Genomic DNA, 3,290 nt, shown 5'->3' with positions numbered 1-3,290 from the left:
AGGCTGAACTTCGTCAGGCCGTGATCAAATATAATACGTATCGTCCTCATCGGAACTTGAAGGGATTAACACCTATGGAGTATATTCGGGATATCTGTTCCGAGGCTGCAGCGGAGTCTCATTTGATGTGAACCCGCACAAATGTGTTTTTGCCATTGACAATCCTTGACTAAAGGGTTACCTGGTAGGGACGAAGAATATTTATGGAGTGAGGTTTTCTAGAGTTTTTTGAACAGATAATAACGGGAGGAGATTTCCCATGAAAAAACATTCACGTTTACTGTCGCTGTCCTTTGTTTTGCTTTTGAGCTCTTGCCAAAGTCGCATTGAAAAGGATAGCAAGCTCGCCTATGAAACCAAGCAACAAATTCCAATAAATACAGCGTTAATTCAGATGCAATATGATTTTGATCCCATGATTAAATCATCCGGAACAGATAGTTTGTTTTCTCGTGATTTAACGCAGGCTATTGAAAAATGGGCTTATAATCGGTTACGGACTGTTGGTCAATCTGGAACCGCTCAACTGACGGTTCGTGATGCGTCAATTCTAAAGTTACCGAATCCAATGAATCCGGCAAAATTCGAGGGTCGTCTTGATGTCGTATTATCTCTTGTGAATGCGAAGGGGATTATTACCGCCCAAACTGAAGCAAAAATAAAGCGAGAGAAGCAGGCCCCCAACAACATGACTGATGAGGAACGCAAAGATTTGACAGATAGTGTTATAAAGGATGTTATTAATGCCTTTGACCTACAGATGGAGGGGGCTATCATGAGCATGATGGCAAGCCCCGTTCGGTAATGTGATGATGTTATACCCCTTTCAGATCATGTGAGAGGGGTATACTTTAGTTGATCGTTCATTGGATATATATTTAACGGCTGCCCGGGATCTGGATGCCCCCGCATTGTCCGCGCCAGCGTAGGGCATGATCGGCCAAAACCAGGTTGACCATGGCCTCTACAATGGGGATGGCCCTGATGCCGATGCAGGGATCATGTCTGCCAGCGACGCCGGTGGTTATGTTCTGGCCGTCGGTTGTGACGGTTTGTCGCATTGCGGTGGTGGAGCTGGTTGGTTTAATCGCAAGGCGACACACGATCGGTTGCCCCGTTGAAATCCCCGCCAGAATCCCACCGGCCTGGTTCGTTAGAAACGCAACCTTTTCCGCATCCATCGCCATTTCATCGTATCCTGATTCGGCATCAACGCACGAAAATCCTTGGCCAATTTCGACACCCTTTACCGCATTAATTCCCATCAACGCTTTTGCTAAATCAGCATCCAGTTTATCAAACACGGGCTCTCCCAATCCCGCCGGGATGCCGGTTGCATGAACTTCGATTAGGGCGCCGACGGATCGTCCCTGGTTTTTTATTTCTGTCAGATAAGACGTCCAAAGATCGGCTGTTACGGGATCGGGGCAGGAAAAAAGGTTGCGACCAACCGCATCCCAATCCCAGGAATCTGGATTAATTTTATGAATTCCAATTTGTGTTACGGCGGCCCGGACTTTTAAAGCCTTGCCAAAAAGGTGGGTCAAAATCGTTTTAGCGATGGCCCCACCAACAATGCGGGCGATGGTCTCGCGGGCGGATGATCGGCCGCCGCCACGATGATCGCGTAATCCATATTTTTGTTGATAGCTGTAATCGCCGTGCCCGGGTCTGAAAATATTTTTAAGGGCGTCATAATCTTTCGATTGTTGATTCGTGTTTTGAACCTGGAACGCGATCGGTGTCCCAAGGGTTTTATTGTTAAAAACGCCCGATAAGATTTCTACCCGGTCGGATTCCGGGCGGGGGGATGTGAATGAATTTGCCCCCGGTCGGCGGCGATCCAATTCATGCTGGATACAATCGATGGGCAAAAACAACCCAGGTGGAACGCCATCAAGGATTCCGCCAATGCCGCCAGCCCCATGACTTTCCCCCCATGTTGTCAGGCGCAAAGCCTGTCCGAAACTATTTCCTGGCATTATTATTTTTTTCCCAATCTTTTTTTAGAAGTTAACTAAATCTTAACCTTTTGTTGATAGATTTCCAACCATGCCAACGAATTTACAAAAACCAAATGGAAAGAAAGACAACCACACTATGAATTTTATGACACGTTTTATAAGCCTTTTTCTGATCACAAGTATGGTTGGGCATGCAGCAACCGATACAGATTTAAGGGATACTAAAGTCCTATCCCCAAGAAAAATCAATCTTTTGGAAAGTAGGAATTGCGATCCTGAGGTGGCCACGATAATGGCCCGTCTAAAAAAAGACAATCCAAAGGAACTGGAGATCAGAAAGACGGTGAGCACGCTGAGTAAGGAAGCAGTTTGTGAGCTTTTGAAGGCCGTTGCAGAGGAGTTAGAAACCAATATAACACTGACGCGTCTAAAATTTTTTTACGGACCATTTGATCTTAATAATGAATGTATCGTGTGTGAAATGTCGGGAAATGAATTTTATTCGCCAAAAGAAATCTATGATTCCCGCAGCAAAGATGAATCCTGCAAGTCAATTATAGATTCTTTAGTGCGCAATAGGCGAATCAATAATATGTTAGAAGTAGAATACAGAATGGTAAGGGGTGGATAGGTTGTTTAGGCTCTGTTTCTGAACTCTAAATACCGCAGAAATCCGAGTGATATACCTGTCTTTTTCTTGTCGGTTTATAAGAATGATCCCATCATCACCGGCCGAAATCCTCCCGTCACCCCGTGGCCTGACCACGGGGCCCATGTATTCCCCTCAACCCAACCTTTAGGGCAATCCCCGGTGAAATATGCATATGTCTATATCTTAACAAGCCAAGCAAATGGCACCCTTTATATTGGCGTAACATCTGACCTTATTAAGCGCGTTTGGGAACATAAAAACAAAGACACAAAAGGATTCACGTCAAAATATGGAATTGATCGGCTGGTTTATTTTGAACAGTTTGGCAGGATTGAATTGGCCATTCATCGTGAAAAGCGGCTCAAGGAATGGCAGCGACAATGGAAAATTGATTTGATTGAAAGTGTGAATCCTGAATGGCGAGATTTGTATGATGATATTGTTTGAGTGTGGATCCCGCGATCAAGTCGCGGGATGACGGGGGATGGTCTGGGGGGGTTTAGGGACAGCAATGGCATTCGGTTAATGAAATGGCATGAGCTTCCCTCTCTAAATAACGCCCCCGTCCTCCCTGGCCGAAACTCTCCCGTCATCCCGTGGCTTGACCACGGGACCCATGTATTTCGTTGTGGATCCCGTGGTCAAGCCACGGGATGACGGGGGCGGGTGTTGTT

Annotated in this window: 4 protein-coding genes; 3 read left to right on the top strand and 1 reads right to left on the bottom strand. The window is 46.0% G+C overall.

Going from position 1 to position 3,290, the window contains the following annotated elements; genetic code table 11:
• Positions 1–259: 259 nt before the first annotated feature.
• Positions 260–805, top strand: coding sequence for a hypothetical protein (locus tag NTX76_06395; protein ID MCX7338888.1), 546 nt, complete (start codon positions 260–262; stop codon positions 803–805).
• Between the two features lie 73 nt (positions 806–878).
• Here the strand turns inward: NTX76_06395 and aroC are convergent, their stop codons facing one another.
• Entirely contained in the window at positions 879–1,982 is a 1,104-nt protein-coding gene (aroC, locus tag NTX76_06390) for a chorismate synthase (GenBank protein ID MCX7338887.1), read from the bottom strand.
• Positions 1,983–2,109: 127 nt separating this feature from the next.
• Between aroC and NTX76_06385 the strand changes: the two genes are divergently transcribed.
• Both NTX76_06385 and NTX76_06380 read left to right on the top strand, forming a co-directional pair.
• On the top strand, positions 2,110–2,595 hold the full coding sequence (locus NTX76_06385) for a hypothetical protein (GenBank protein MCX7338886.1): 486 nt from the start codon (positions 2,110–2,112) through the stop codon (positions 2,593–2,595).
• Positions 2,596–2,775: 180 nt separating this feature from the next.
• Positions 2,776–3,063, top strand: a complete 288-nt coding sequence (locus NTX76_06380; protein MCX7338885.1) for a GIY-YIG nuclease family protein — start codon at positions 2,776–2,778, stop codon at positions 3,061–3,063.
• Positions 3,064–3,290 lie beyond the last annotated feature (227 nt).

The organism is Alphaproteobacteria bacterium, assembly GCA_026400645.1.
Classification (GTDB): Bacteria; Pseudomonadota; Alphaproteobacteria; order Paracaedibacterales; family CAIULA01; genus JAPLOP01.
This window is presented reverse-complemented; position numbering and strand designations above follow the sequence as displayed.

Bases quoted from the DNA above. Each gene is read 5' to 3' on its own strand.
- NTX76_06395 (MCX7338888.1), top strand. From the start codon at position 260: ATGAAAAAACATTCACGTTTACTGTCGCTGTCCTTTGTTTTGCTTTTG.
- aroC (MCX7338887.1), bottom strand. From the start codon at position 1,982: ATGCCAGGAAATAGTTTCGGACAGGCTTTGCGCCTGACAACATGGGGG.
- NTX76_06385 (MCX7338886.1), top strand. From the start codon at position 2,110: ATGACACGTTTTATAAGCCTTTTTCTGATCACAAGTATGGTTGGGCAT.